Here is a 25,552-nt window from a genome sequence, read left to right as displayed (position 1 = left end):
CGCCCATTCAGCGTGGCGTGAATCCTGGAAAGCCACCTCCAACCGCAGCCGGCCGTCTGCGTCGGTTTCTTCGGCGCAGACGGCCAGCGCGGTGCCCACCAGGTCTTCCCGCCGCGCCGGGTGCACCCGTACCAGCACGGTGACCTGGTCGCCGCCGGTCCGAAACCGCGTGCTGCGTTCCTGCCAGGCCCGGTCCAGATCGACCCGATCCGGTCGCTGCGCGGGTTCGTCGAGTGCCTTGGCGGCCAGCACCCGGGACAGCCGGTAGGTGCGGTCCGCGCCCGACCTCGTGGCCAGCAGGTAGCCCTGGTCGCGTACGGTGACCAGGCCGATCGGGTCCACGGTGCGCCACTTCGGGGTCTGGTTCACCGCCGCGTAGTGGATGCGCAGCTTGTGCCCGGAGAGCACCGCGCGCCGGACCTCGGCCGCTACGGTGTCGGGCACCTCCTCAGTGACCACGCGGCGCGCGAGGAGGTCCGTCTCCGGGTCGATGAGCAGTCGCTGCGCCGCGTCGGCTGCGGTGTCCCGATAGCCTTCAGGCAGCGCGTCGACCACCTTGAGCATGGCCGATGCCAGCGCCGAGCCCAGGCCGAACACCTGCGCGCCACGCTGTGATCCGGCGATCAGCAGGGCGAGTGCCTCGTCGTGGTTCAGTCCGGTGAGCTGCGTCTGGAAACCGGGAAGCAATGCGAAGCCGCCGTGCCGACCGCGCTCGGCGTAGACCGGGACGCCGGCTGCGGACAGCGCCTCGATGTCGCGCAGCACGGTGCGGGTGGACTCCTCCAGCTCGCGGGCCAGCGTGGCCGCGGACAGTCGACCGCGCTGACGGAGCAGCAGAACCAGCGAGACCAATCGGTCGGCGCGCATGCGAAAACCCTAACGGAATACATGACACAGGGTGTCGTGATTGGTTGGGAGGCTTTCACCACGAGGTCAGAGATGGGCGGGCACCGAGCCGATGGGCGTACGCACGCCCGATGAACTGAATGGAGCAGATGTGGCATTGGAACGAGCGGCAGTCAATCCGGTGACGTGGTCGATGGAGATGGGATTCAACCAGGGTGAGATCGTCTCCGGGCACACCCGCACCCTGTACTGCTCCGGGCAGACCGCGATGAGCAGCGACGGCAAGCCCGAGCACGACGGTGACATGGCGGGCCAATTGGCGCTGAGCCTCGACAACTTGGAGGCCGTGCTCGGCGAGGCCGGCATGTTCCTCGCGAACCTCGTCCGGCTCAACGTCTACACCACCGACGTCGATCTGCTCTTCCAGAACTACGGCGTGCTGGCTTCGCGGTTGGGCGCCGCCAGGGTGGCGCCGACCACCACGATGCTCGGGGTGACACGGCTGGCGATCCCCGGCCAGATGGTCGAGCTTGAGGGAACCGCCGTCGCGTGATCCGACCTCGCCGTCTCTGCTGACCACTGGGCCCTGACCAGTCGTCACCCGCGAGTGCGGGAGCCTTCTGAGAGCAGTTCCCCGGCAGCGTGCTCGACGTCTGCCTCGGACACGAGCACCAACTGCGCTGCCCTGCCCAGCGGGATGAAGCTGTCCGCGCTCGTGACCCGTCGGATCGCGCCGGTGAATCCGGCATCGACCAGAGCGGTGACGACTCCCTCTGAGACGCCTCCCGTGCGGCGGGTCTCGTCGACCACGAGGACGCGTCCGGTCGCTCGGGCTTCCCGCAGCAGGTCGTCGACCGGTAGGGGGGCCAGCCAGCGCAGGTCGAGAACACGGCAGGCGATGCCCTGTTGCTCCAGTCGGCGGGTGGCCCGAAGTGAGATGGGCAGGCCGTTGCCAAAGGTCACGAGGGTCAGGTCCGCGCCTGTGCCGTAGGTACGTGCCCGGCCGATCGGTACGTGCTCTGCGGCCGACGGGTATGGGGCCAGCCAGGCGTTGTCCTGCTCCTCGTGGAGATCTCGGGTGTGGTAGAGCGCGATCGGCTCCAGGAAGGCGCTGACCGTTCCGTCCACCTTTCCGGCCGCCACACACGTGCGCAGCATCGCGGCGGCGTCGTCGGGGCGGGACGGGGAGGCGATGACCAGGCCGGGAATGTCACGCAGGGCGCCCAGCGCGTTGTCGTTGTGGAAGTGACCGCCGAAGCCGCGTTGGTAGCCGTAGCCGGCGATGCGGGCCACCAGGGGGTTGCGGTACCGGCCCTGGGAGAAGAACTGAAGTGTGGCGGCCTCGCCGCGCAGTTGGTCCTCGGCGTTGTGCAGGTACGCGAGGTATTGGATCTCTGCCACCGGCAGCAGCCCGGACAGCCCCGCTCCCAGCGCGAGGCCGAGGATGGCCTGTTCGTCGAGCAAGGTGTCGAAGACCCGGGCGGTGCCGAAGCGCCGCTGCAGTCCCCGGGTCACTCCGTAGACCCCGCCCTTGCGGCCGACGTCCTCGCCGAAGACGACCATCTCCGGGTGGCTCCCGAGCAGGTCGGCGAGGGTGTGGGTGATGGCCTGGGCGATGGTGACCGGCTCGTCCACGGGTGCTGTGGTCGGCTCGCTCGTACGGCGTGCCGCGGCCGCCACGAGGTCGGGGCGGCGGGGCGCGATGGGGGCGGCGATCTGCGTGGCGGTGATGAGGGGCTCGCTGTCCAGGGCCTGCTTGGCAACGGCGAGCACCCGTCCGCTCACCTCGTCGTACCGGTCGAGAACCTGCTGCGGGGTGAGGATGCCCGCCGATGTGAGCAGCCGGGCCGTGGCCAGCAGTGGGTCGCGTCGCAGGTCCGCGGCGACTTCGGAAGGTGCTCGGTAGGCGGCTTCGGCGTCCGAGCCCGCGTGGCCGAGGAAGCGCACCATCGACAGATGCAGGAACGCGGGTTGCCGGTGCTTGCGTACGTGCGCCGCTGCCTCGCACGCGGTGTCGAAGGCGGCTGACGGATCGCACCCGTCCGCGGCGAAGTAGGCGAGGGCGGGCCGGTCGCCATAGGCGCGCCGCACCCAGTCGTGCGGTGTCGGCACGCTGATGCCCAGACCGTTGTCCTCGCAGACGAACAGCACCGGCATCGGCAGGCCCTGGTAGGCCGCGTGGCAGGCGCTGTTGATGGCGCCTGCCGCCGTGGAGTGGTTGACCGAGGCGTCGCCGAAGGAGCAGCAGACGACGGCGTCGCCGGGCCAGGCGCACTCCGTGCCGAGGCGTTTCGCGCGGGCGATGCTCCAGGCCACGCCCACCGCCCGGGGCAGGTGGGAGGCGATGGTCGACGTCTGCGGAATGACGGCCAGTTCGTGGCGCCCGTACACCTTGTGTCGTCCACCGGCGATCGGCTCCTCGGCCCCGGCGGCCACTCCCAGCAGCATGTCCCTGACCGCATCGACGCCGCCGGCCTGCCGGGCGCGGGCGCAGTAGAAGGCGCCGGAGCGGTAGTGCAGCAGCGCCGGGTCGGTGGGGCGCAGCGCGAGGGCGAGTGCGGCGTTGCCCTCGTGCCCGCTCGATCCGATCGTGTAGTAACCGCGGCCCTGCTGCTGCATCCATCGTGCGGCGGCGTCGGTGTGGCGGCTCTCCAGTTGCGCGTCGAACAGGTCCAGTGCGGCACGGGGGTCCAGTTCGCTGCCGGGCCGCCCGGTCGCCGCCTCCGCGGAGCGCAGACCGGCCACCGCCTCGCGGAAGTGCCGGTCGAGGTCCTCGACGGCGCTCACAGGCGGAAGGACAGGTCGGGTTCGAGCGTGGCCACGTCCATCTGCGCTTTCTGCAGCCGGCCGGAGTGGTCCCAGTTCATCGACTGCCAGCGGGTGAACTGGTCGAGCACCCACTGCCCGGACTGGCGACTGCCGTTGCCCGACTTGCCGTTGCCGCCGAACGGGAGGTGCGCCTCGGCTCCGGAGGTGGTGTTGTTGACGCTGACCATGCCCGCCGAAATGCCGCGCCGGTACGTCCACACCTCGTGCGGATCGGTCGTGTAGATCGCGGCGGACAGGCCGTAGCCATGGGCGTTGGCCAGGTCGAGGGCCTCGTCGAAGTCCCGGTAGGTGGTCACCGAGACGATGGGGCCGAAGGTCTCGGTGAGGAACAGGTCGTCGTCGCGGCGCACCCCGTCGACGATCACCGGGTGGTAGAACATGCCCGCCTCGGGGTTCCCGACGAAGCCCTTGCGCGGATTGCCGGCCGTGATCCGCCCGACGCCGTCCGAGCCGTACGTGCGGTGGTGGTCCTTGATCCAGCCGAGGAAGGTCTCGTAGCGCCGAGCGAAGCGCTCGTCGAGCATCGGGCCGTAGAGGACGTCCTCGAACGCGTCGCCGATCCGGGCCGCGCGGCTCGCGGCGTCGAAGCGGGCGAGGAAGTCCTCGTGCACCGACTCGTGCACGATGAGCGTCCCGAGGGAGGTGCAGCGCTGCCCCGCGGTACCGAATCCGGAGAACAACGCCCCCTCGACCGCCAGGTCGAGATTGGCGCTCGGGGTGACCACCTGCGGGTTCTTGCCGCCCAGCTCCAGGCAGGGGGTCTGGAGGTGACTTCCGCACAGGGCGCCGATCTTCTGGCCGACGAGCGTGGACCCCGTGAAGCCGACCTTGTCGACCAGGCCGGCGTCGAGGGAGGCCTCCAGACCGGCGTACGTCTGCTCTCCGTCGGCCAGTACGAGATTGAGTACGCCGTCGGGCAGGCCGCCCCCGTGCACGAACAGGTCGAAGAGGGCCTTGGCGCTGGCGGCGGCGTACTCGGCGGGCTTCCACACCACGGTGTTGCCGGTCACGAGCGCCGGGACCAGGTACCAGGCCGGCACGGCCACCGGGAAGTTGCCGGCGGTGATCACCGCGACCGCGCCCATGGGGTTGCGGAAGGTGAACAACTGCTTGTCCGGCATCTCCGAGGGCACCGTCTGCCCGTACAGCCGACGCCCCTCGCCGAGGAAGAAGTCGCAGGTGTCGATGATCTCCTGGACCTCACCGAGCGCCTCGGCCAGCGGCTTGCCGATCTCCTCGGTCACGATGCGGGCGAGCCGGTCCTTGTTCGCCTCGACGAGCCGGCCGATCTTCCCGATCGCGGATCCGCGCACCGGCGCCGGGACGTCCGCCCAGGACCGCTGAGCCCCCTTGGCGGCTCTGGCGGCCTCGACGAACGTCGAGGCGTCCCCGAGCGAGACCTCGCTGACCAGTTCAGCGGTACGACCGGGATTGGGGCGCTGAAGAGTCCCGCCGGGAGCGCCGGCGACGGGATGGCCGGCAACGATCGAGGCGACGGAACGGGCCATGAGTTTTGCTCCTTCTCGGCTGGTACGGGGCAGTGCGGACGGGTGGGTGGGACCGGATCAGTACAGGTCGGCCAGGACCCGGTCGAGGGCTCGCAGGGCGATCCCGAGCTCGTCCTGGGTGATGGTCAGTGCGGGGCGGAAGCGCACCGTGCGCTCACCGCACGGCAATGCGATCACCTGCTCCTGGGTTCGCAACCGGCGTACCGCCTCGTCGCGAACGCCGCTGTCGGGCAGATCGATGGCGCACATCAGTCCACGCCCCCGCGCGTTGGCCGCCACCGGTGCGTGCCGGACTTCCAGATCACGTAGTCCGGCCAGGAACCACGATCCCGTGGCAGCGGCCTGGGCCACCAGGTCGTCCTTTTCGATGATCTCCAGGATGCGGCGGGACCGGACCATGTCGACCAGCCCCCCGCCCCAGGTGGAGTTGATCCGCCCGGAGACCCGCAGGACGTTGTCGGGTACCTGGTCGACGCGGTGGCCGGCCATGATGCCGCCGAGCTGGACCTTCTTGGCGAAGGCGACGATGTCCGGCTTGAGACCGAGCTGTTGGTAGGCCCAGGTGGTACCGGTGATCCCCACCCCGGTCTGCACCTCGTCGAGCACGAACAGCGCGTCGTACTCGCGGCAGAGCTCCTGCATCGCCTTGAGGAACTCCGGGCGCATGTGGTTGTCGCCCCCCTCGCCCTGGATCGGCTCGGCAAGGAAGCACGCGATGTCGTGCGGGTTGTCCTCGAACGCTCGCCGCGCCTGGTCGAGGGCCGCTCGCTCGGCCGCCTCGACCTCGGCGAGGTGGCGTGCGAGGGGGAAGCGCACCGCGGGCACGTCGATGCGCGGCCAGTCGAACTGCGGGAAACGGGCCGTCTTGCCGGGCTCGGTGTTGGTGAGCGAGAGGGTGTAACCGCTGCGGCCGTGGAACGCCCGCCGAAGGTGGAGCACCTTGGTGCCGAGCTCGGGGGAGCGGCCTGCCGCCTCGTTGCGGCGGCTCTTCCAGTCGAACGCCGTCTTGAGCGCGTTCTCGACGGCGAGCGCTCCGCCCTCGACGAAGAACAGTCTCGGCAGGTCCGGATCGCCCAGGACCCGGGCGAACGTCTCGACGAACTCGGCGTAGTGCGTGGTGTAGACGTCGGGGTTGGCGGGCTTGTTCGCCGCCACCTGCGCAAGCAGCGTCATGAACTCCGGATCGTCCACGATGCCGCGCGCGTTGAGCCCCAGCGGAGCAGACGCGAAGAACGAGTAGAGGTCGAGGAACTTCTCACCGGTGCGCGCGTCGACGATCCACGAGCCCTGACTGGCGAGCGGGTCGAGCACGAGTTTGAAACCGTCGGTCAGTACATGGCGGCCGAGTCTCTCGTGCACCTCGTCCGGGTGGATCATCGACGCCGCAGCAATCGTCATGGAGGCACCTACTCTCGATAGCCGTACCGAAGAAATTTCGTCGATCATGAGAATTGGCAAAAATATTTTAGATACGGTGCGATCAATGCCACAAGGTTTCGTTCTCGGGTAGATGCTACGAACGATGGGCCGATCCGGCCGCAGCGACACCGCCGACGGCCGCCATCTGCCGCCACCACAGCAGCCGCTTCCAACCGGCATGAGTCGACGCCAACTCGGCCTGAAGGCCGTCGGTGTCACCGCGCGCGCCGACTTGTGGTCACGCGCAGGGGACTTGTCCCCGTGCGCAGCGCACACCAGGTGATCTCGTCAGACACGCTACGTCGAAGTAGCTTTACCGTTCGTATCGTCGTTCGAGCGCAGGAGGCTGCAATGGGAGACCCTCGACCCTTAGTGATCGATCCGGCTGGCCGGGACATTCACGGCGAGGCCACCCGGATCCGCGAACGGGGACCGGTGACCCTCGTCGAACTCCCCGACGGCGTCGAAGCGTGGGCCGTCAGCGCCCCCGATCTCCTCAAGCGCCTGCTCACCGACCCGCGGGTCTCCAAGGATCCGCGCCGGCACTGGCCCCGGTGGATCAATGGCGAGATATCCCCGGAATGGCCCCTGTTCACCTGGGTCGCGGTGCAGAACATGTTCACCGCGTACGGCGGCGAGCACAGGCGACTGCGCGCCCTGGTGTCCAAGGCGTTCACGGCCCGCCGCACCGCCGCGCTTCAGCCCCGTATCGAGGAGATCACCAAGACCCTGCTGGACCGCGTCGCGGAGGCCGGGCGCCGGGGAGGAGTCGTCGACCTGCGCGAACAGTTCTGCTACCCGCTGCCCATCCAGGTGATCAGCGAGCTGTTGGGGCTGCCGGAGGAACAGGGAGCGGAACTGCGCGCGGTCGTGGACGGCGTCTTCCACACCTCCGCCACCCCGGAGCAGGTCACCGACATCTACGCCCGGTTCTACGCCGCCCTCGGCGAGCTCGTCGCCCTCAAACGGCGGTCGCCCGGCGACGACCTGACCTCGGAGCTGATCGCGGCGCGCGACGACGAGGACGGCACACGGCTGGGCGAGCAGGAACTGCTGGACACTCTGGTGCTGATGATCAGCGCCGGCCATGAGACCACCGTCAATCTCCTCGACAACGCCATCCACCTCCTCCTCGCTCATCCCGACCAACTCGCCCACGTCCGCGCGGGCAGCGCCTCCTGGGACGACGTGGTCGAGGAGGCGCTGCGGGTGGAAGCACCGGTGGCCAGCCTGCCGCTGCGGTACGCGGTGGAGGACGTGGCCATGGGCGAGATCGGCGGCCCGGACGGGGTGGTGATCCGCAAGGGTGAAGCGATCCTCGCGGCGTACGCCGCCGCCGGACGGCATCCGGAGAAGTACGGCGAGAGCGCTGCCGTCTTCGACGTGACACGCGCCGACAAGGAGCATCTCGCCTTCGGCCACGGCGTGCACTTCTGCTTGGGCGCACCCCTCGGGCGGCTGGAGGCCCGCATCGCGCTCCCGGCCCTCTTCGACCGCTTCGCGGGACTTCGGCTCGCCGTCGAGACCACGGAACTGGAGCCGGTCGACTCCTTCATCTCCAACGGCCACCGCTCGCTGCCGGTCCACCTGTCCTGATCAGTGTCCGTGCCACCAGGCACGCAGTCGGGCCGCCCAGCCGCGCCGGGCACCACCGTCTGCCGGCACCGCGGAGGGCGGCGCCTGCCTGGAGGCGGGCTCGGGCTCCGCGGGGGCCTCGGCGCGGGTGGCGGTCCGGCCGGCAGGGGCGGCCCGAGGGAAAGTCACGGGCAGCGCGATCAGCGCCCGGTGGAAGGGACCCGGCCGCCACGTCAACTCTTCGGCGTCAACGGCGAGTTCTATGTCCGGGAGACGGTCGAGCAGTTTCTCCACCGCGGTGGCCGCGATCAGACGGGCCGGGCCCTGTGCCGGGCAGTTGTGCGGGCCCGCGCTCCAGGCCAGATGGGCACGGTTGCCCGCCCGCTGATCCGCGACCAGGGCCGGGTCGGTGTTCGCGGCGGCGAGCGAGACGACGACGGGGCAGCCCTCGCGCAGGGCCGTTCCCTCGTAGACGACCTCGTGCACCGGGTAGTGAACGGCGTAGTTGGCCATGGGCGGGTCGGTCCACAGCACTTCGTCCAGGGCGTCCTCCACCGGCAGGCTGCCGCGCCACAGGCTGCCCCCGAACCGGTCGTCGGCCAGCAGCAGCCGCAGGCTGTTCGCGATCAGGTTCTGCTGCGGCTCGGTGCCCGCGCCCATGAGGAGGACGAGGGTGTGGATCATCTCCTCGTCGGTGAGTGCTGCCGGATGGGCCATGAGCCAGGACGTCACATCGTGCCCGGGCTGCTTGCGTTTCAGCGTGACAAGGTCGAACAGCGTCGTGGCGAGCAGTTCGTTCGCCTTCTCGGCGTCCACCCCGTCGAAGATCCCGGACATCCCCTCGACCAGCCGGTCGCCGTAGTCGGCCGGGCAGCCGAACAGGCGGTTGAACACCAGCAGCGGCAGCACCTGGGCGTACTCGCCCAGCAGATCGGCCCGCCCGGCGGGCGCCATGCGGTCGATGAGCGTGTCGGCGCACGTCTCGACATAGCCGCGCAGGGTGGTCGAGTCCACGCGGGCCAGGCTGTCGGTGATGGCGCCGCGCAGCCGACTGTGCTCCTCGCCGTCGGCCCACAACGCGTTCGGCCGGTACATCATCATCGGCACGATCGGGCTGTCCGCGGGGACGGTGCCGTCACTCAGGGCCTGCCAGCGGCGAGGGTCCTTCGAGAAGGTCTCGGTGCTGCGCAGCACGTGCAGGGCAGCCTCGTATCCGACGACGAGCGAGGCCGGCACGCCCGGTGCCAGCTCGACCGGTGCGATCGGGCCGAGTGCGCGCAGGCGCCGGTAGGCGGCGGCCGGATCGGCGGCGAACTCGGGGCCGTACAGCGGCTCGTGCACCGGGCAGGCGGGCGGTGGCACGGGGGGTAGGGAGGTCACGTGGGCTCCATGTGGCCGATGCGGGTCAGAAGGTGCTCGACGAGAGAGATCAGGGCCCGGGTGGAGGAGACCCTGTCGCGTGCGTCGCAGCGGACGAGGGGGGTTTCGGGGAGCAGGTCGAGAGCCTCGCGGACTTCTTCGAGGCCGTGCGCGGGCGCGTCGTCGAACTCGTTGAGGGCGACCGCGTAGGGCAGGCCGAGCTCTTCCAGCACGCCCATCACCTCGAAGGACTGACCGAGGCGGCGGGTGTCGGCGAGGACGAGCGCGCCGAGCGCTCCCCGCGTCATGTCGTGCCACAGCGGGGCGAAGCGCTGCTGGCCGGGGGTGCCGAACAGATAGAGCACGAGGCGGTTGTTCAGGGTGAGCCGGCCGAAGTCCAGGGCCACCGTGGTGGTGGTCTTGTCCGTCATCCCGGCCAGGTCGTCGACCAGGGCGCCGGCCTCGGTCATGACCTCCTCGGTGCGCAGCGGCCGGATCTCGGACAGCGCGCCGACGAACGTGGTCTTGCCGACCGCGAAATGGCCCACGACCAGCAGTTTGACCGCGGTCTGCACACTGGGGGGCAGATGGACGTCCCCGGTGGTGGGTTCAGAGGCGGGCGCGGAGCCCATCGAGCACCTCCTGGAGGATTCGGGCGTCGGCCGGCCGGGCGGCGGGGATGGGCGCGCGGGTGACGAGGTGACCGCTGTCCATGAGGTCGGCGATCAGCACCTTGGCGACGCTGACCGGCAGGGAAAGATGGCCGGCCACCTCGGCGACGGACAGGGTTCCCGGCCGGCACAGTCCCATGATCCTGCGCTTTTCCGGGTTCAGACCGGTCAGGGGCAGATCGTCGGTGACGATCAGCAGCGTGACCAGGTCCAGGGTGTTGCGGGTCGGGTGGGCACGGCCGTCCGTGACGACGTACGACCGCACCAGCCGGTCTGCGGGGCGCCGCCGGGGAGTCATGCCGGGCTGCCGGAGTCCTGCCGGGCGGGACTGGTCAGCTCTTTGCCGAGCCGGTCGACGAGCTTGTGCATACGGTAGGTGACGGCCTCCATGTCCACGTCCTCACCGGTGGAGACCGCGAGGTAGGCGCCCTCGCCGGCGGCGACCAGGAAGACGTAGCCGCCCGCGAACTCGATCAGGGTCTGCCGCCACGGAGTGTGCGCGGTGCCGCAGAACTCGGCCGTGCTGCGGCTGATCGACTGGACGCCGGACAGTCCAGCGGCCAGTCGTTCGGCGTCGTCCCGGCCGATGTCCTTGGAGTACGCGCGGAGCATGCCGTCGGCGGAGAGCAGGATCGCGTGACGTGCCTCCGGCACCTTCAGCACCTCGTCCAGCATCCAGCCCAACTCGTTGTTGGTGGGCCCGGTCATTCGTGGCTGTTCCCTTCGTCTTCGTGGGCTGTCGGGTGCGCGGTCCGGCCGGAGCGGGTGCCGCGGGCGAAGGCGCCCATGCGCCGGGCGTTCTCCTCGGCCGAGCGGCCGCCGACCTCCACGGCCGGCCCGGCCGCGGGCTCCACGGCCGCTTCCCGCAGGGAGCGGCGCCGGCGTTTGGGCAGACCGCCGGGCGTGGTCGAGTCCACGGGGGCGAGGGCGGGGGGAGGGCCGGGTACGGGGTCCGGCGCGGGCGCGTGCTCGGCGGTGCGCGCGGGAGCGGGCTCGGATGCGGGGGCGCGCTCGGGGACGGAGTTCCGCGCGGGAGTGGGAGCGGACTCGGGCGCTGTGGCTGCCGACGCGCCGTCCTGCACGGCCTCCATGTGGGTCAGCAGCCCGGTCGGCAGAAACACCACGGCGCGTACACCGCCGTAGGGGGAGAGCGTGTCGGCGGAGACGCTGAAGCCGTAGCGGTGGGCGAGCGCCCCGATGGCGGCGAAGCCGAAGCGGGGCGGGTCGCCCAGCCGGGTGATGTCCATCGTGCGCCTGCCGGACAGCAGTTCGGCGGCGAGCTCGACCGCCTGGCCGTCCATGCCCACACCCGCGTCGTCGATCACGACGCACGCGCCGTTGTGCACCGTCTGGATGGCGACTTCGACGGTGGTGTGGGGCTGGGAGTGACGTGCCGCGTTGTCGAGCAGCTCGGCGACCGCGAGCACCACCGGTTCCACCGCCCGGCTCTGCACGGCGATGTCGACGTCACCGTTGATGCGAATACGCCGGTAGTCGCGGATGCGGGAGGTGGCGCCGCGGACGACCTCGATGAGCGCCGACGTGGCGCGCTGGCGGCCCGGCCAGGAGCCGCAGAGCACGGCGATGGCCTGGGCGCGTCGACCGAACTGGGCGTTCGTGTGGTCGACTTCGAGCAGGTCGCGCAGCACGTCGGGGTGGTCGTGCCGGTCCTGCATCTGAGCGATGGACACCTGCTGTTCGTTGGCCAGGGCCTGGATGGAGCGCATCGACGCCTTCAATGCGGCCTTCGCGGACTGGTCGGCGCGCGACTGCGCGTGCTCGGCGGCCGCGGCGAACCGGTCCAGGACGTCGTCGAGACAGGCCGCGAAGTCCGTGTCGGCGAGGCGGTCGTCGAGCAGATCGCGCTGCGGGGCGGTCGGGTCGCCGGCGTTCTCCACCGCCGGCAGCCGGACCGCGAGGAGGTGGCGCAGTTCCGCGTCCCGCGCTCGCAGGTCCTCGCCCAGTTCGGCGTTCTGCCTGCGCTGCCGGGCGCTGATGCCGCGCTGGCGCACGAGCAGCACGGTGACGGCGAACAGGCCGGAAGCCAGGCACCAGAACGCGGCCTCCGATATCTGATCGGTCATGGAGTCCTCAAGGGGCGGGCGTGAGTTGACGGGTGCTCGAAGGTAACCGGGAGTCCGCAAACGCACTTGCCCGTACGCGCAGGGAAGTTCCCGAGAGGCGCACGCGCGCTCCGAGACGCGCCCACGGGCAGGCCCCACTCGCCTCTGGCATATGCCAATGAGTCGTCGGCTGCTCCTGGATACCGCTTGCTACCCCTAGTGTGACCACGCGTAATCAGTCCGTGAACGAACGGAAGTTCGGGGCTGTCCGCACATGCCGCCCAAACCCGTCGCAGCGGAGGAGCCACGTTGCCCACGGGACGTTACGTCTTGGAGTCGCAGAGCACGGGCGAAGTGGACCCGTGCGAGCGGGCCGACTTCTGGAGCGAACACATCGCGTCCTATCAGTCCCGGATGGGGTACTGGTACGCGCGCCCCGACAACTTCCGCGGCGAGACCGTCCGCCAACGCAGCCACACCTACCAGCTCGTCCGGTTCGAGTCGGACGAGATCGAGTACAGCCGGACCGCCCAGCAGGTACGCCAGGACCCGGACGAGGACTATCGCCTCCTGCTGCCGATCAGCGGGCGCATCGAGCTTCGGCAGAACGACGAGGCAGCGCATCTCACGCCGGGAGCGGCTGCCCTGGTCTCCTTCGGCGCTCCGTTCCAGTGCCGGCAGGAGGGGCGCACACTGGCCTACATCTTCACCATTCCGGCCCGTGAGATCGACGGCCCGCTGAACCGGAAGTCACCGCTGGCCGCCGGGCTGGACCTGACAAGCGGGCTGGGAAGCGTGGTGAGCTCCATGCTGAGCGGTCTGCACGAGGAGCGCCATGCCTTGACCGACGCGCAGTTCGACGCCGTCTCGGACCGCATCGTCGAGCTCCTGTGCATGCTCGCCTCCGGCGACGACCGTCCCGACGCCCCGGGCCATCTCACCGAGGTCGAGGGGCTGGCGCGCCGCTACGCGCGCGATCACGCGGCCGACCCCGGCCTCACCGGTACGTCCATGGCGCGCGCCCTGGGCTGGTCACTGCGGCAGATCCAACTGGCCCTCCAGCGCGTCGGCACGACCCCCCGTGACCTGATCCGTGAGGAACGCCTGCGCCTGGTGCGCGACCGTCTCCAGTGCGCCGAGTGCGACCACATGACGATCACGGAACTCGCCCACGCCTCGGGCTTCTCATCGGCCAGCGCACTGAGCACGGTCTTCCGCCAACGCTTCGGCGTGAGCCCGCGGGAGATGCGGAACAGGGCACATTGAGCCCTTTGGGCGTTGCCACCGACGCATCGCCGAGTCGGCGTGAGGTCGCGGCCCGGACGGGCGCCCCGTCCGGGCCGCGTGGGCTCGCGTCAGCCCGCGAAGGGGCGTGACCGTCAGCCCCCGAAGGGTGTCAACGTCAGCCGGATCCCCGTCGGCGCTGTGTCCTGGATGTACGAGGCGAAGTCGGCCACGTCGTCGAAGGCGAAGCCGTACGCCTTGCCGTCCTCGGCGACCGTGTGCATCGCCTTGGCGTAGTGGTTGGTCAGGTCGGTCTTGTAGAAGGTGGCCGGGTCGGTCGTGGGCTGTGCCGGGTGGCTGAGGAGCGTCGAGCGGTTGAAGCCGGCGCCCAGGACGGCGGCGACCGGGCCGGTCGTGCCGTCGTTGGGAGCGGCGAGGGTGCCGTCGCAGAACAGCACGTCCCGCGTCGACGGCTTGGCGAAGGACACCTGCGCGGGGCCGTCGAAGGTGAACCGGTCACCGCGCACCCGCCCCGTGAACGTCCCCGCGTTGGTGGTGACGGTCAGGTCCCGCCCGGTGAACGTGCTCCACACCTCGTCGATGTACGGCGCGAGATAGTCCTTGGCGAACAGACCGGCGTCCAGACCGTGCCCCGGAGCGATGATGCGCGTGTCGTCCACGACGAGCCGGGCGAACTCCCCGACCTGACGGACCGCGGCGAACGCGGCCGCACGCCCGCCGGAGCGCAGGGTGCCCGTCGTCTGGTCCTTGGCACCGGTCAGCCGGATGCTCATCGGCACGCTGAACATGTCGACCATGGTGGTGTTGCAGAACATGCCGGCGGAGTTGAACGTGAACTCCGCACAATCGTGCACCACCGGGTAGTTGGGGTCCGACGTCACCCAGCCCGCCGGATACTGCAGCGCGGCGTTGCCGTTGCCGTCCGCGACGGCCTTGAACTTGAGCTTCTGGCCGAGCGCCACATAGATCCGGCCGGACATCTGGGGCAGGGACAGCCGGGTCTCGCCGCTGCCGGCCAGGCTGATGGCGTAGTCGGTGAAGCCGTCGGCGCCGTTGTCCGACAGGGCGATCGGCGCGAGGGTGCCGTCGGGCTTGACCCGTACCTGCCTGCCGCCCTGGTTGCCGACGATGTAGACGTGGACGTTCGCGTTGTCGAAGGAGCCGCTGTCATTGACGATCGTCAGCGGCAGCGAGTCCGCCGCGGCCTGCGAGCCGCCACCGTCGGCGGGCGTACCCGCGAGGGCGTACGGCGCCACGGTGGCGACGGCCGGGACGGCCACGGCCGCGCCGCCGAGGGCGAAGAGAAGCCTGCGTCGACCGAGAGGGCGCTGGTGACGGGATGTCATGTGGGGGGTCTCCCGGGGTGGTTGTGGGGGTGGTCGGGCTGCGGTGGGTAGGCGGACGGGGGAGCGGTCGCTGTGAGAGCGCTCTCACGTCGAGTGTCGCCGCCACCGGTGGAGCCCGATGGTACGCACGGCTCCCGCACCAGCCAATGCGTCTGCACATCCTTCAAGCGCCCCTGAGCTGCGGGAACTTGAAGGGCCACTGAATGGGCACGACTGCTTAACCCTTACCTAAGGCTCGCTTAAGCCGTCAGAACCTCTGAGAGCGCTCCCGAATGCCCTCGAACGCTCCTCAGGCTCTCGAACGCTCCCAGCGGAAAAATCGATGGACGACCCCGCGAAAGATCACGTAACTTGTGGCTCCACGCCCTGAGACGGACGAAAGGAGGCGAGTGCCGTGCAGTTCACACCCTTCCAGCGCTCCCTTCTCCACTGTCCCGGCGTACTTGGTTCCATCTGACCGGGAGCGCTCCAAGTAGCCCGTATCCCGGAGGAATCCGTGACCGATCTGGTCATCCGTACGCTCTCTGCCGACGACGCCCATCTCTTCGACGCACACCCCGACCCGCTCGGCGCCCGCGAAGCCCATCAGCGGACCGTGTTCCGCCCCGAGTGGAAGCGGGTGGCCCTGCGCGACGGCACGGTCGTCGCTCGCGGCGCCTGGTGGGGCGGCCCCGACGACTCGGAACCCGTCAACATCAACTGGTTCGACGTGACCGAGGGCGAGGAGGAGGCCGGCGCCGAACTCCTGCGCTCCGCCCCCTGGCAGGTCGAACTGGAGATCAATCTGCCCGGCCGCTGGCGCGACGAGCCCGGCCTGAAGTCCGCCGCCGACGCCCGCTTCAACGCGGCGCGTGCCGCCGGCTACGAACTCCTCGTGGAGCGTTTCCTGTACCGCTGGACCCCGGACCTCGGCCTGCCCGAGCGCCCCGGACGTCTGCGCTTCCGCGCCGAACCAGACGACGCCGTCTTCTTCGACGCGGTGCGCCGCATCCACTCCGTCACCCTGGACGCCCACTCCCTGCGGGCCATCGAGAAAGGCGGCCTCGACCTGGCCGCCCAGGAGGAGCTCGACTTCTTCCACTGGTGCCCTTCCCCACGGGAGTGGTGGCAGCTCGCCCACACCCCGGACGGCGACCTCGCCGGCATCCACATCCCGGCCCACAACCCCTCCGGCCCGACCGTCGGTTTCATCGGCGTCGTCCCGGAACGGCGCGGCCGGGGCTACGCCTACGACCTCCTCGCCGAGTGCACCCACTTCCTCGTCGAACAGGGCGCGGAGTTCGTCACCGCGGCGACGGACCGGGGCAACTTCCCCATGGCCGCGAACTTCGCCAAGGCGGGCTACCCCGTCGTCAGGGAACGGATCAACTTCCATGCGGCGGGCCGATCGTAGGAAGCCGACGTAGCGAGAAGCGGTAAAGAGCGGGCGATCCGGTCCGGGCCCGCTGGGGTTCGGGCCGGGCCGCCTGTCAGTGCCGTCTGTCAGTGCCGGCCGGCATGCTGGTCCGCGGTGTGATCGACAGCGGGTGAGGAGGCGGCATGGGGCTCGACGGCGAGGTCTGGCAGGTGCGCGGTGGCGATGGGCCGGTCGGGGAGATCCTGATCGACGAGGCCGACTTCCCGTGGCTGTCGGGCCGCTTCACGCCCGGTCCGGGGTACGACACGGTCCGCGACCTGTTCGCACGCGAACTCGCCCTGCTGGAACGGGACTCCGAGGACGACCGGGAGGCAGGGGAGGCCTGGGAGGCGGCCTACGACGAGATCCGAAGACGCGTCTCACTGGCCTCGCCGGACGGCCCTGTCGCCGAGTTCCTGCTGCACATCGAGGGCGACAGGGCGTGGTTCCGGTGGAGCGAGGAGCCGTTCGCGGACTGACCACGGTCGCGGTCGCTGTCGCTGTCCGTCAGTTCGTCAGGCTGGTGAACATGCCGGGCTGGCCTGCTCGACATCCTCGCCCCGGACGTCGTGTTCCTGGGCGACGGCGGCGGAGTCGTGCAGGCCACCCTGTCGCCCGTGGTCGGCGCCGACAGCGTGGCCGCCGTGCTCGCCGCCTCCCGGCTGGCCGGTCTCGCCGCCGAGGCACCGCTGCGAGCGGCGCAGATCAACGGCTCCCCGGCACTGATTCTCCGGCGAGACGGACAGATCGACACCGTCCTGGCCGTGCGCATCGACGACGGCCTCATCACCGGCCTGTACGCCGTACGCAACCCCGAGAAACTGTCGCGGATGCGTCGGGAGACACCCCTGCACCGCTGAATCCGGTCACCTGAACCCGACCTCAGGCAGCGGTGAGGGCCTGGCGGGACACCACACGGCCCCCGCCCCCCCTCACCCTCGCCCTCACCCACGCCGTCAAGCCCCGCCGCTCAACACCCCTTCGGCCGCCGCCAGAATCTCGGTCACCCGCAGCCCGAACCCCGCGTCGCACGCGTGCGCTTGCCCAGTGCGGGCGGCGGCCAGCAGCGCGTCCCCGGCGCGCGTCAGCGCGGACACCGCGCTCGCGGTGCTCTCCGGGAGCTGCGTCACCCCGGCCGCGCCCCGCAGTTCGACCGCGGCCCCCGCCGCCGCGGGCGGCGCCGTCAGGCTCAGGGCCAGTGTGCTCGACGCGCCGCCGACGTGGTCGAGGACCAGATGGACGGTGTCACCGGGCCCCTGCGCGGCGGCCGCCACCCGCCGTACGTCACCCAGGACCGGCAGCAGCACGGACAGGGCATGAGGCCCCACGTCCCACAGCGCGCCCTTCTCCCGCCGCCACGGCGAGGCCGCGAAGGGGCTGCCCTCACCGCTGAACAGCGCGCCGAGCCATTGCGCCCGCCCCGTGAACCAGCCCTCCACAGAGGCCTGTTCGGTGATCCACGCCTCGGTCTCCGGCTGGAAACGCGTGGTGAAGAAGACGACCGAGGCCACCCCGGCCTCCTCGGCGGCCTCCACGGCCGCCCGTCCCTCCGCCACCGTCAGCGCGAGCGGCTTGTCCAGCAGCAGATGACAGCCCGCCCGCGCCGCCCGCACCGCCAAGTCGGCCTGAACGGCCGGAGGCAGTGCCACGGCGACGGCGTCCACGTCGGCGAGCAGCGCGTCGACGTCGTCGTAGGCGGGGACGCCATAGCTGTCGGCCAACTCCTTGGCGGCGGCCGCACGTCGGCCCCACACGCCCGCGAAGTCCAGCCCGCCGTGCCGGCTCAGGGCGGGGGCGTAGGCCATCTGCGCCCATGGGCCGGTGCCGAGCAGTCCGATGCGCATACCGCCGCCTCTCACTTCCCCCGGGGTCGGGCAATGGAGAGTGAGCGTCACACCGACCAGGACGCCGCGCAAGCGGATGGGCGGCCGATTCTCGGCAACACCGCAACACCGCAACACCGCAACACCAGAGCACCAGCGATTCAGCGGCGCTGGCACTGAATGCGTTCACTTTCTTCTATTGGACCTCTTGAGGCAGGGGCAGCCACGCTGGTGTCAGCCCGGCACGGCCCGAGATTTTCGGCCGCTCGCCGGATGACATCGTTTCCCGCGCGACAGCCGAGAGAGGTCACGAGCCCATGCACACCCGCCGCATCGGTGACGTCAAGGTCAGCGCGATCGGTCTGGGCGCGATGCCCATGTCGATCGAGGGGCGCCCGGACGAGGCGCGTTCCCTCGCCACGATCCACGCCGCGCTCGACGCCGGCGTGACGCTGATCGACACCGCCGACGCCTACCACCGGGACGCGGACGAGGTCGGTCACAACGAGACCCTGATCGCCAAGGCCCTCGCCTCCCACGACCTCGGCAAGGACGTCCTGGTCGCCACCAAGGGCGGCCATCTTCGCCCCGGCGACGGCAGTTGGACGCTGGACGGCAGCCCACGGCACCTCAAGGAGGCGTGCGAGGCGTCCCTGCGGCGGCTCGGCGTGGAAGCCATCGGGCTCTACCAGTTCCACCGGCCCGACCCGAGGGTGCCGTACGCCGAGTCGGTAGGCGCCGTACGCGACCTGCTCGACGAGGGAAAGATCCGCATGGCCGGGATCTCCAACGCGGACCCGGACCGCATCAGGCAGGCCAACGACATCCTCGGCGGCAGGCTGGTCTCCGTGCAGAACCAGTTCTCCCCGGCTTTCCGCTCCAGCGAGCCGGAGCTGCGTCTGTGCGACGAACTCGGCATCGCGTTCCTGCCCTGGAGCCCGCTCGGCGGCATCTCCCGGGCGCGTGAACTGGGTTCCGCCTACGCCCCGTTCGCACGGGTCGCCGAGGCGTACGGGGTGAGCCCGCAGCGGGTGTGTCTGGCGTGGATGCTCGCCAAGTCGCCCGTGGTCGTACCGATTCCGGGCGCCAGCCGCCCGGAGACGATCCTCGACTCCCTCGCCGCGACCGGCCTTGTGCTCACCGACGAGGAGGTCGCGGCGCTGGACGCCGTCTGAACTGTTCCGGACTGTTCCGGCGGGACACTGGGGCGCTCAACCCAACGTGCGTGAGCAGACGGTGAAGAGATCGGCACAGACAATCCTGGATTGTTCCTTGGCCATTCAACCAGCATCGAGGGCTGCACGTTTGTGCGCGGGTTGCTTCGAGAGTGCGTGAATCCTGTGGAGATCCTTCGTTCGGCGGGTCTTGGGGCCTCACCAAGAGATTGATCTGCTCGCGACAAGTGGGCACTCTCCGGAGCACGCGCAGCGCTGCCGCCCGAACGCAAACCCCCCACTTCACGAGGAGACCCCTCTTGACGGCGCATCACAAACGAACCGGCAAGGCCAAGATCGTCACCGCGATCGCGGCCGTCGCAACCGTCGTCGGCACCGGCCTTTACGTGTCCCCCATCGCCCAGGCGGGACAGCCCGCGGAGGGCAAGGTCTACGGCCTGAATGCCGAAGGAGCCGTGGCCGGCAGCTACATCGTCCTGCTGGACGAGAAGGCGTCCACGGCCGAGAAGCGGGACCTGGCCGCCGAGTACGGTGGCAAGATCGGCCGGACCTACGGCTCGGCGGTCAACGGTTTCTCCGCCGGCAGCCTGACCGAGACCGAGGCCAAGCGGCTCGCGGCCGACCCCGCGGTGTCCAAGGTGGTCCAGAACAAGAAGTTCCACATCAATGCCACCCAGGACAACCCGCCGTCCTGGGGCCTGGACCGTGTCGACCAGAAGGACACGGCCGGCGACGGCAAGTACACCTACCCGGACAAGGCCGGGGAAGGAGTGACCGCGTACGTCATCGACACCGGCGTACGCATCAGCCACAAGGACTTCGAGGGGCGCGCCGCCTCCGGGTTCGACGCCGTCGACAACGACGACACGGCCGACGACGGCAACGGTCATGGCACCCACGTGGCGGGGACCATCGCCGGTGCCTCCCACGGTGTGGCCAAGAAGGCCAAGATCGTCGCGGTCCGCGTGCTCGACAACAACGGCTCGGGCACCACCGAGCAGGTCGTCGCCGGCATCGACTGGGTGACCAAGAACCACCAGGGTCCCTCGGTGGCCAACATGAGCCTCGGCGGCAGCGCGGACCCCGCGCTCGACGAGGCGGTCAAGAAGGCCATCGCCGCCGGTGTCACCTTCGCGGTCGCCGCCGGCAACGAGTCGGCCGACGCGGGCCAGGGCTCACCGGCCCGGGTCCCCGAGGCCATCACGGTCGCGTCCAGCACCAAGGACGACGCCCAGTCGGACTTCTCCAACTTCGGCTCGATCGTGGACCTCTACGCGCCGGGCTCGGACATCACGTCCGACTGGAACGACAGTGACCAGGGGACGAAGACGATCTCCGGCACCTCCATGGCCACGCCTCACGTGACCGGAGCCGCCGCCGTCTATCTGGCCGGTCACCCGGACGCCACCCCCGACAAGGTCGCCGCCGCGCTTGTCGGCGGGGCAACCGGCGACAAGATAACCAACCCGAGCAGCGGAACGCCCAACAAGCTGCTCAAGGTGACCGAGTAGATCCACACCGGACACTCAGGCCCGGCGGTGCCGCCAGCGCGTGCGCAGCGGCACCGTCGGGCCGCGTCGTGGTCGGGCCCCGGTCATGGTCTCGATGCGGGGCAGGCAGGTGACGTGGTGCCCCGCGCCGGGGAGACGACGGGGACGGAACCGCCGACAACCCAGGGATCAGCGAGCCGGGGCGGGCCTCGGACTCGGTAGTCCTCTACGTGGTTTCCCTGATGTCCTGCGGCGACCCGGGACGCGAAGATGCGGGCGAACGGGCTTTGCAGAGCCGGACCGAAGGGATCACGTTTTGGGCTGGATCATCTTTTTCGCCGTCATCTTGGCCCCGTCCCTCATCGGCTTGACCTTCGCGGTCCGTACCGCCCGCCGGGTCGGCAAGGCGGACCGGGAGATGCGTGCCCTCGCTGCTCGTCCTGGCTGGGAGCAGCTCAAGCGCGACGAGGACGGGGCGCAGTGGGCCGGTTATGCGCCCCACTTCCCCTGGCTGCTGCGCGCGCAGCACGGGACCACCGTGGCCGGCCCGTTCGGTGACCACCAGGTCACCGTCGCCAGGCTCGTGGAGAACCTGACGAGCAAGGTCGACGCCCACTGGCTGGTCGTCGTGTTCGACGTGCCGGGCAGCGGACCGAACCTGCGTCTGGAGCGCAACTGGAGTGCGGCGGAGCTCGGGCTCACCTTCCACATGGATGCGCCGTACCTGCCGATGAGCGACGACCGAGCGGGGACGACCGAGCGGTTCTACGCCTCGGAGCTGCCCGAGCGCCTGGTCAAGCTCGCCGGACCGGCGGTCTCGGTGACGAAGGCCGGGGTCTGCTTCGTCCACCACCCGCTGCCGGACGTGATGGACATGGACAGGCTGCTGGAGGAACTGGCCGGGATGCTCCCGGACCTCGTCGCGCTCGCCGGGGACGGCGCCCCGGAGCGCTGAACGCTGGCACTTCCCGTGTGCCGGGAGGCCGGGCTCAGAGGGTGGGGAAGACGGCCGTGAAGAACAGCCACAGCAGGACGGCCCAGAAGAGTGCCGCGGCCAGTGACACGAGCAGGGAGCTGCGCCACTTCAGTACCAGGAACGGGAACAGCACCAGGGCCGCCCAATGCCCTGCCACGTCGATGGTCATGCGGGCGGCCTCGCCCAGCGTCCCGGCGCGCCCGGAGGCGATCCGGCGCAGCAGCCGCTGGGAGACGAAGCCGTACAGTCCGAAGACGACCGGGAAGAACCACAGTGGTGTGATCGTGACGAGCTCGGACTCCGAGAACTCGTTGAACATGACCATGTAGATGAGTCCGGCCCCCACGAGGCCGCCGATCAGCGCGGTCACGTAGAGGGCGGTCAGCGCGACCGGCTCGGTGGCACCGGCCGGCACGGGCACGGGCGAGGCATACGGCACATCGGACTGCGGGACCCGGACCACTTGGTGACAGTGGGGGCAACGGGCGTCCTGCCCCGCCCGGTCGGCCGGAGCCGAGATCAAATGCCCGCAGGAGGCATGGAATTCCATCTGCTGACCCGGGTTCATGCGTTGCCTTTCCTGTACCGCTGGAGGGGCGATCATCGCAGCGGCGACATGACTCCGGCATCCGGGAAACCACGTAGCGGGACACGTAACAGAACACGTGGTCGTGCGGACCCACGCGGGCGCGGACGGTGACGGCTCGTCACTCCTCCCACGGTCGCCATTCGTCCTCGTCGTCCCCACGCCACAGGCCGATGCCGCGCTCGCGCAGCGCCGTACGCAGTTCGTGCGGCGCCAGCCAGGAGTGGAGCGGGACGAGGCCGGGGGTGGGGAGCCGGCCCGTCAGCAGGTGGTCCACGGCGATGCCGGCCAGCAGGGAGGGAATGCGGCCGCCGTCCTGCCGGGCGGTCATCCCCAGCCGCCGCGTGATGGGGCGCCCGCCGCGCTCACCGCTCACGGTGACCGTGAAGCCGCCCGCCTCGTCGCCGACCCGGCCGACGAGCCACGACATCGCGCGCACCAGGGGGGTCCAGCGCCGGGTGGCGCGGGGGCGGCCGGTGCGGGCCCGCAGGGTGGCGAAGAGCCCCAAGGCACGGTTGACGGCGGTGAATTCGGTTCCCGCCTTGAAGGCGATCGTTCCGGCATCGCACAGTTCGGCCAGGACATCCAGGTCGGCCATCTCGTACACCTGGTGCACCAGGCGGCTGCCGACCGGTGGTGGGAACAGTGTCCACTCGGGCTCGGACCAGCCGTGCACCACGGTGGGCACGCCCCCGCGAGGAGCGGTGAACGGCAGTCCGGCGCCGTGCATCATCGCCTCGAACATCGCCGGGCCGCGGTGCCGCCGGGTGTCGGGAGCGGCGCAGCACAGCACCGTGTCGACACGGTCCATGCCACGCGCGAGGTCGTGGACGATCAGTGCCTGCAGGCCCGGCACGACGGACGCCCCCGTGAGCACGGGAGCCGTCGCCGAGCGGGCCAGCGTGCTCGCCGCGCGCAGAAAGGCCCGGTCCTCGCAGATGTCGACGTACGGAACTCCCGCGGACACCGCCGCCCGCAGCGGCCCGAGCGGGTGACTGCCCGGGCCGTCCAGGGCCTGGAAGGGGCCCGCGCAGTGCACTACGGCGGCCGCGTCCCCCAGGAGTTCAGCCAGTCGCTCCGGGGCGTCACGGTCGCCGGCCGCCCAGCGGACACGGTCGGAAGCGAAGGCGGGATGCGGCGCTCTGCGGGAGACGACGGTGACCCGGACGTCGGGCCGGCGCAGCAGATCGGCCACGACATAGCGGCCGTAGAAGCCGCTGCCCCCGACCACAACAATGTTCGATTCCCCCATGCGGCGGCATGCTACCGGCCGTAGCACCCGACAATACGGTCGTGTTCACATCACGTGAGGCTTCTGCCGTTCCCCGCGAGCGACTGCACCGACGGGTCTTCGTCGCGGCGGGCGTCTACAACATCGCCTGGGGCTGCTACGCGGCCGTCGACCCGCAATGGCTGTTCCGGATCGCCGGCATGCCCCCGCAGAACCACCCGCAGATCTTCATGACCCTGGGCATGGTGCTCGGCCTGTACGGGCTGCTCTACCTGGACGTGGCCCTGCGCCCCGCCGAAGGTTTCGCCATCGCGGCGGTCGGCCTGGCCGGCAAGATCCTCGGACCGCTCGGGTGGCTGTGGCTGGCGGTCACCGGCGAGTGGCCCTTGGCCTCCGGTGTCATCCTCGTGACCAACGACCTGATCTGGTGGGTCCCTTTCGCGTTGTACCTGCACGACTGCCTGCCGCAGTGGCGGACCCGGTATCTGGGCGAACGACGAGGGTAGTTCTCCAGGGCCAGTTCTCAGGGCCAGTTCTCAGGGCTAGTTCTCCAGGGCTCAGGTCGTGGCGTCCTCGTGCGTGGCGTCCTCGAACTGGCCCAGAAAGCGGAAGCGGCCACCGGACGCCTGGAAGAGGTACATCGCCTTCGTGGTGTAGCCGGCGCTTGAGCCCGTGTAGTGCAGCCGCTTGGTGATTCCCCGGTAGTCGGTCTCCCGCAGCCGCCCCACGAGCGGGCCCCGTTCCGTGAGGGACGCGCCCAGCGTCGTCAGCGCGCGGGCCACGAAGAGTGTCGCGTCGTAGGCCTCCGCGGAGTACCAGGGCGGGGCGGTGCCGAAGCGGTGGCCGTAGGCGGCGACGAAGGACTTCGCTGCCGTCACACGGGTCGGGTCGAGGAAGGCGGTGGCGAAGACCCAGCCCTCGGCGGCGTCCCCGGCCATGGTGAGGAAGCGGGGGTCGAGGGCGCGTTGGGTGGCCAACCGGGCTCCGGAGTAGCCGGCCGCGCGCAGCGCTCGCGCCAGTCCCGCCGCGCGTTCGAACCCTCCGGCGAACAGCACCGCGTCCGCTTTCCGGTCGGTCACCGACGCGGCCAGGGCACGGAAGTCGTCGGCCGTGTCATCCTCGGTGGCGAGAGTGCGCCGGGTCGTGGTGCGCTGTCCGGACCGGAGCGCCTGGTCGACGTCCCCACAGAGCTCCCAACTGAAGTCGCCCTCGGTCGCGTCGTCGATCAGCACCGTTCTGCGCGTTCGGACGGTGCGGACCAGGTGGGCGACCAGGGGTGCCGCCAAGTAGCGGTCGGGGGGCCGGGTGGCCGCGTACGTCCGGTACCTTCCGGCGGACACCCCGTCGAGCCCGACCGACACGCAGACCATGGGCAGCAGCGCTTTCCGGTACTGCTCAAGGACGGCCTTGGCGCAGTCATCGGTGGTCGGCCCGATCACCGCGCGGACCCGGTCGTCGGCCGACAACTGCCGCGCGATCTGCTGTGCCCGGGCGGTGCTGCCCGCGTCGTCGTGCACCTGGAGGGCGAGGTCGAAGCCGCGGTCGGCACGGGAGTTGAGGTGGTCGACGGCGAGCCGGACTCCGTTCTCCTGCGCCAGGCCGGCCGTCCTCTGGTCGCCCGTCAGATCGGCGTGCAGGGCGACGACCTGCTGTGGAAGCCGTGTGCCGCCCCTTTGCGCCGGGGTGCGGCGGGGGCGACCCGAGGTCCACCAGGCGGCCGTGGCGCCGGCCGCCACGACGGCGGCGGTCGAGCCCAGCATCAGCAGGCGGCGCCGCGTGGCGCCCTTCGGCCGTTCCTGCGAGCCCGGCACCGTGTCGGCGGCTGCCGGGGCGCCGGACACCTCGGTCGCCTGGACCGCGGGCAGAGCGAGGACGGCGGCCGAACGGCGTGCGATCAGCCGGGTGAGCGACTCCGGCAACCAGCCCCCGGCCTCGCCCGTCCAGCCCCCGGCCTCGTCCGCCCCACCGTGCCCGAGGTCCAGGCGGCTCTGGACCTGTCTCGTTAACCACACTC

At 70.4% G+C, this 25,552-nt stretch carries 23 protein-coding genes and 1 pseudogene; 10 read left to right on the top strand and 14 right to left on the bottom strand.

The genetic code is table 11. From position 1 onward, the window contains the following. The coding region (locus tag ACFWYS_RS45020) for a helix-turn-helix transcriptional regulator (RefSeq protein WP_384782564.1) at positions 1 to 867 on the bottom strand (867 nt) is incomplete at its 3' end. Positions 868 to 1,003: 136 nt separating this feature from the next. On the opposite strand from ACFWYS_RS45020, the gene ACFWYS_RS45015 reads away from it, so the two are divergent. Next, positions 1,004 to 1,399, top strand: coding sequence for a RidA family protein (locus tag ACFWYS_RS45015; RefSeq protein WP_384782566.1), 396 nt, complete (start codon positions 1,004 to 1,006; stop codon positions 1,397 to 1,399). A 44-nt stretch (positions 1,400 to 1,443) separates the two neighbouring features. Here the strand turns inward: ACFWYS_RS45015 and ACFWYS_RS45010 are convergent, their stop codons facing one another. From ACFWYS_RS45010 to lat, 3 genes are read right to left on the bottom strand one after another with little or no spacing between them, the layout of a single operon-like run. After that, a complete protein-coding gene (locus ACFWYS_RS45010) occupies positions 1,444 to 3,633 on the bottom strand; it encodes a thiamine pyrophosphate-dependent enzyme (RefSeq protein ID WP_384782562.1) in 2,190 nt (729 codons plus the stop codon). Beyond that, on the bottom strand, positions 3,630 to 5,183 hold the full coding sequence (locus ACFWYS_RS45005; protein ID WP_384782560.1) for an aldehyde dehydrogenase family protein: 1,554 nt from the start codon (positions 5,181 to 5,183) through the stop codon (positions 3,630 to 3,632). The genes ACFWYS_RS45010 and ACFWYS_RS45005 overlap by 4 nt, the downstream gene beginning before the upstream one ends. Positions 5,184 to 5,240: 57 nt before the next feature. Further along, on the bottom strand, positions 5,241 to 6,581 hold the full coding sequence (gene lat / locus ACFWYS_RS45000) for an L-lysine 6-transaminase (RefSeq protein WP_384782558.1): 1,341 nt from the start codon (positions 6,579 to 6,581) through the stop codon (positions 5,241 to 5,243). 372 nt (positions 6,582 to 6,953) lie between these two features. Between lat and ACFWYS_RS44995 the strand changes: the two genes are divergently transcribed. Beyond that, a complete protein-coding gene (locus tag ACFWYS_RS44995) occupies positions 6,954 to 8,198 on the top strand; it encodes a cytochrome P450 (protein ID WP_384782557.1) in 1,245 nt (414 codons plus the stop codon). On the opposite strand, the gene ACFWYS_RS44990 is transcribed toward ACFWYS_RS44995, so the two are convergent. From ACFWYS_RS44990 to ACFWYS_RS44970, 5 genes are read right to left on the bottom strand one after another with little or no spacing between them, the layout of a single operon-like run. Further along, positions 8,199 to 9,557, bottom strand: a complete 1,359-nt coding sequence (locus ACFWYS_RS44990; RefSeq protein ID WP_384782555.1) for a cytochrome P450 — start codon at positions 9,555 to 9,557, stop codon at positions 8,199 to 8,201. Beyond that, on the bottom strand, positions 9,554 to 10,168 hold the full coding sequence (locus tag ACFWYS_RS44985; RefSeq protein ID WP_384782553.1) for an ATP/GTP-binding protein: 615 nt from the start codon (positions 10,166 to 10,168) through the stop codon (positions 9,554 to 9,556). Before ACFWYS_RS44985 ends, ACFWYS_RS44990 begins: the two co-directional genes overlap by 4 nt. Beyond that, a complete protein-coding gene (locus tag ACFWYS_RS44980; protein ID WP_384782551.1) occupies positions 10,146 to 10,505 on the bottom strand; it encodes a DUF742 domain-containing protein in 360 nt (119 codons plus the stop codon). Before ACFWYS_RS44980 ends, ACFWYS_RS44985 begins: the two co-directional genes overlap by 23 nt. Beyond that, entirely contained in the window at positions 10,502 to 10,915 is a 414-nt protein-coding gene (locus ACFWYS_RS44975; RefSeq protein WP_384782549.1) for a roadblock/LC7 domain-containing protein, read from the bottom strand. The genes ACFWYS_RS44980 and ACFWYS_RS44975 overlap by 4 nt, the downstream gene beginning before the upstream one ends. After that, the gene (locus tag ACFWYS_RS44970) at positions 10,912 to 12,291 is read right to left on the bottom strand and encodes an ATP-binding protein (RefSeq protein WP_384782547.1); all 1,380 of its coding nucleotides are present in this window, start codon (positions 12,289 to 12,291) and stop codon (positions 10,912 to 10,914) included. The genes ACFWYS_RS44975 and ACFWYS_RS44970 overlap by 4 nt, the downstream gene beginning before the upstream one ends. A 288-nt stretch (positions 12,292 to 12,579) precedes the next feature. Here ACFWYS_RS44970 and ACFWYS_RS44965 point away from each other — a divergent pair, with 288 nt between their 5' ends. Beyond that, positions 12,580 to 13,536: an AraC family transcriptional regulator gene (locus ACFWYS_RS44965; RefSeq protein WP_384782545.1), complete on the top strand. Its 957-nt coding sequence runs from the start codon at positions 12,580 to 12,582 to the stop codon at positions 13,534 to 13,536. 113 nt (positions 13,537 to 13,649) lie between these two features. On the opposite strand, the gene ACFWYS_RS44960 is transcribed toward ACFWYS_RS44965, so the two are convergent. Further along, positions 13,650 to 14,861, bottom strand: a complete 1,212-nt coding sequence (locus ACFWYS_RS44960) for a glycoside hydrolase family 64 protein (RefSeq protein ID WP_384782543.1) — start codon at positions 14,859 to 14,861, stop codon at positions 13,650 to 13,652. Positions 14,862 to 15,357: 496 nt separating this feature from the next. Between ACFWYS_RS44960 and ACFWYS_RS44955 the strand changes: the two genes are divergently transcribed. The 3 genes and pseudogenes from ACFWYS_RS44955 to ACFWYS_RS44945 form a co-directional block, all read left to right on the top strand. After that, complete coding sequence (locus ACFWYS_RS44955) at positions 15,358 to 16,254, top strand: GNAT family N-acetyltransferase (protein WP_384782541.1); 897 nt, start codon at positions 15,358 to 15,360, stop codon at positions 16,252 to 16,254. 146 nt (positions 16,255 to 16,400) lie between these two features. Continuing rightward, entirely contained in the window at positions 16,401 to 16,736 is a 336-nt protein-coding gene (locus ACFWYS_RS44950) for a hypothetical protein (RefSeq protein ID WP_384782539.1), read from the top strand. Positions 16,737 to 16,796: 60 nt separating this feature from the next. After that, a pseudogene (locus tag ACFWYS_RS44945) lies at positions 16,797 to 17,117 on the top strand (RNA polymerase subunit sigma-24); the annotation flags it as partial. A gap of 96 nt (positions 17,118 to 17,213) precedes the next feature. On the opposite strand, the gene ACFWYS_RS44940 reads toward ACFWYS_RS44945, so the two are convergent. Beyond that, the gene (locus ACFWYS_RS44940; protein WP_384782537.1) at positions 17,214 to 18,101 is read right to left on the bottom strand and encodes a Gfo/Idh/MocA family protein; all 888 of its coding nucleotides are present in this window, start codon (positions 18,099 to 18,101) and stop codon (positions 17,214 to 17,216) included. A 296-nt stretch (positions 18,102 to 18,397) separates the two neighbouring features. Between ACFWYS_RS44940 and ACFWYS_RS44935 the strand changes: the two genes are divergently transcribed. The 3 genes from ACFWYS_RS44935 to ACFWYS_RS44925 all read left to right on the top strand — a co-directional run bounded on the left by ACFWYS_RS44935 (position 18,398) and on the right by ACFWYS_RS44925 (position 21,700). Next, the gene (locus ACFWYS_RS44935; protein WP_384782535.1) at positions 18,398 to 19,255 is read left to right on the top strand and encodes an aldo/keto reductase; all 858 of its coding nucleotides are present in this window, start codon (positions 18,398 to 18,400) and stop codon (positions 19,253 to 19,255) included. Positions 19,256 to 19,554: 299 nt separating this feature from the next. Continuing rightward, positions 19,555 to 20,766 (top strand): S8 family peptidase, encoded by a 1,212-nt coding sequence (locus ACFWYS_RS44930; RefSeq protein ID WP_384782533.1) that lies wholly within the window; start codon positions 19,555 to 19,557, stop codon positions 20,764 to 20,766. Positions 20,767 to 21,112: 346 nt separating this feature from the next. After that, positions 21,113 to 21,700, top strand: coding sequence for a hypothetical protein (locus ACFWYS_RS44925; protein WP_384782531.1), 588 nt, complete (start codon positions 21,113 to 21,115; stop codon positions 21,698 to 21,700). 34 nt (positions 21,701 to 21,734) lie between these two features. Here ACFWYS_RS44925 and ACFWYS_RS44920 read toward each other — a convergent pair whose 3' ends face one another. Then, positions 21,735 to 22,184 carry a hypothetical protein gene (locus ACFWYS_RS44920; RefSeq protein WP_384782529.1) on the bottom strand — a complete coding sequence of 150 codons (450 nt, stop codon included), beginning with the start codon at positions 22,182 to 22,184 and terminating at the stop codon, positions 21,735 to 21,737. A gap of 244 nt (positions 22,185 to 22,428) precedes the next feature. Beyond that, positions 22,429 to 23,559, bottom strand: coding sequence for a saccharopine dehydrogenase family protein (locus tag ACFWYS_RS44915; RefSeq protein ID WP_384782528.1), 1,131 nt, complete (start codon positions 23,557 to 23,559; stop codon positions 22,429 to 22,431). Between the two features lie 41 nt (positions 23,560 to 23,600). Here ACFWYS_RS44915 and ACFWYS_RS44910 point away from each other — a divergent pair, with 41 nt between their 5' ends. After that, positions 23,601 to 24,044 carry a hypothetical protein gene (locus ACFWYS_RS44910; protein ID WP_384782526.1) on the top strand — a complete coding sequence of 148 codons (444 nt, stop codon included), beginning with the start codon at positions 23,601 to 23,603 and terminating at the stop codon, positions 24,042 to 24,044. 51 nt (positions 24,045 to 24,095) lie between these two features. Here ACFWYS_RS44910 and ACFWYS_RS44905 read toward each other — a convergent pair. Beyond that, a partial coding sequence (locus tag ACFWYS_RS44905; RefSeq protein ID WP_384782524.1) for an ABC transporter substrate-binding protein occupies positions 24,096 to 25,552 on the bottom strand: 1,457 nt, incomplete at its 5' end.

Origin of the sequence: Streptomyces sp. NPDC059010 (genome assembly GCF_042740355.1) — a bacterium.
GTDB lineage: Bacteria > Actinomycetota > Actinomycetes > Streptomycetales > Streptomycetaceae > Streptomyces.
The sequence above is the reverse complement of the archived record's forward strand: the minus strand, read 5'-3'. Positions and strand labels throughout refer to the sequence as shown.

Excerpts from the sequence above, each read along its gene's own strand:
- ACFWYS_RS45005 (WP_384782560.1), bottom strand. The coding sequence starts at position 5,183 with ATGGCCCGTTCCGTCGCCTCGATCGTTGCCGGCCATCCCGTCGCCGGC.
- lat (WP_384782558.1), bottom strand. The coding sequence starts at position 6,581 with ATGACGATTGCTGCGGCGTCGATGATCCACCCGGACGAGGTGCACGAG.
- ACFWYS_RS44995 (WP_384782557.1), top strand. The coding sequence starts at position 6,954 with ATGGGAGACCCTCGACCCTTAGTGATCGATCCGGCTGGCCGGGACATT.
- ACFWYS_RS44985 (WP_384782553.1), bottom strand. The coding sequence starts at position 10,168 with ATGGGCTCCGCGCCCGCCTCTGAACCCACCACCGGGGACGTCCATCTG.
- ACFWYS_RS44980 (WP_384782551.1), bottom strand. The coding sequence starts at position 10,505 with ATGACTCCCCGGCGGCGCCCCGCAGACCGGCTGGTGCGGTCGTACGTC.
- ACFWYS_RS44975 (WP_384782549.1), bottom strand. The coding sequence starts at position 10,915 with ATGACCGGGCCCACCAACAACGAGTTGGGCTGGATGCTGGACGAGGTG.
- ACFWYS_RS44970 (WP_384782547.1), bottom strand. The coding sequence starts at position 12,291 with ATGACCGATCAGATATCGGAGGCCGCGTTCTGGTGCCTGGCTTCCGGC.
- ACFWYS_RS44960 (WP_384782543.1), bottom strand. The coding sequence starts at position 14,861 with ATGACATCCCGTCACCAGCGCCCTCTCGGTCGACGCAGGCTTCTCTTC.
- ACFWYS_RS44950 (WP_384782539.1), top strand. The coding sequence starts at position 16,401 with ATGGGGCTCGACGGCGAGGTCTGGCAGGTGCGCGGTGGCGATGGGCCG.
- ACFWYS_RS44940 (WP_384782537.1), bottom strand. The coding sequence starts at position 18,101 with ATGCGCATCGGACTGCTCGGCACCGGCCCATGGGCGCAGATGGCCTAC.
- ACFWYS_RS44935 (WP_384782535.1), top strand. The coding sequence starts at position 18,398 with ATGCACACCCGCCGCATCGGTGACGTCAAGGTCAGCGCGATCGGTCTG.
- ACFWYS_RS44915 (WP_384782528.1), bottom strand. The coding sequence starts at position 23,559 with ATGGGGGAATCGAACATTGTTGTGGTCGGGGGCAGCGGCTTCTACGGC.